General features: G+C 57.0%; 1 protein-coding gene. It reads left to right on the forward strand.

The features are described 5' to 3' along the window. Nucleotides 1-91: 91 nt before the first annotated feature. A complete protein-coding gene (locus tag K0778_RS26375; protein ID WP_085668834.1) occupies nt 92-964 on the forward strand; it encodes a GTPase family protein in 873 nt (290 codons plus the stop codon). The last annotated feature ends 40 nt before the right edge of the window (nt 965-1,004 follow it).

Genomic DNA, 1,004 nt, shown 5'->3' on the forward strand with positions numbered 1-1,004 from the left:
CTAAATAATTTCAGACAGATATTATCTCCGTGAATCCCCCGCCACCTTTCCGGTGCGCGGGGTTTTGTCTTTTTTCACCGGGAATACATGTATGAATCCGTCTGATGCCATTGAGGCAATTGAAAAACCGCTCTCCTCCCTGCCTTACTCACTTTCCCGTCACATCCTGGAACATCTGCGCAAACTCACCAGTCACGAACCCGTGATTGGCATTATGGGTAAAAGCGGGGCCGGTAAATCCTCACTCTGTAATGCACTGTTTCAGGGGGAGGTCACCCCGGTCAGTGATGTTCACGCCGGCACCCGGGAAGTGCGGCGCTTCCGTCTGAGTGGCCACGGTCACAGCATGATTATCACTGACCTGCCCGGGGTGGGCGAGAGCCGGGACAGGGATGCAGAGTATGAAGCCCTGTACCGTGACATTCTGCCTGAACTTGACCTGGTACTGTGGCTGATTAAAGCCGATGACCGTGCCCTGTCTGTGGATGAGTATTTCTGGCGACACATCCTGCACCGGGGACATCAGCAGGTGCTGTTTGTGGTGACGCAGGCCGACAAAACGGAGCCCTGCCATGAATGGGATATGGCCGGTATTCAGCCTTCTCCCGCACAGGCACAGAACATTCGCGAAAAAACGGAGGCGGTATTCCGTCTGTTCCGGCCCGTACATCCGGTTGTGGCCGTATCGGCCCGCACCGGCTGGGAACTGGATACGCTGGTCAGCGCGCTCATGACAGCACTTCCCGACCATGCCGCCAGTCCCCTGATGACCCGCCTGCAGGACGAGCTGTGCACGGAATCTGTCCGGGGGCAGGCCCGTGAACAGTTTACCGGTGCGGTGGACCGGATATTTGACACGGCGGAGAGCGTCTGTGTTGCCTCTGTGGCTCGTACGGTTCTGCGTGCCGTCCGTGACACGGTGGTCTCTGTTGCCCGCGCTGTATGGAACTGGATTTTCTTCTGAACAGTCTGCCAGGGGAAATGCCTGATTACATTGCGTTAAC

It is taken from the genome of Escherichia sp. XD33, from assembly GCF_019375075.1.
Classification (GTDB): Bacteria; Pseudomonadota; Gammaproteobacteria; order Enterobacterales; family Enterobacteriaceae; genus Enterobacter; species Enterobacter flexneri_A.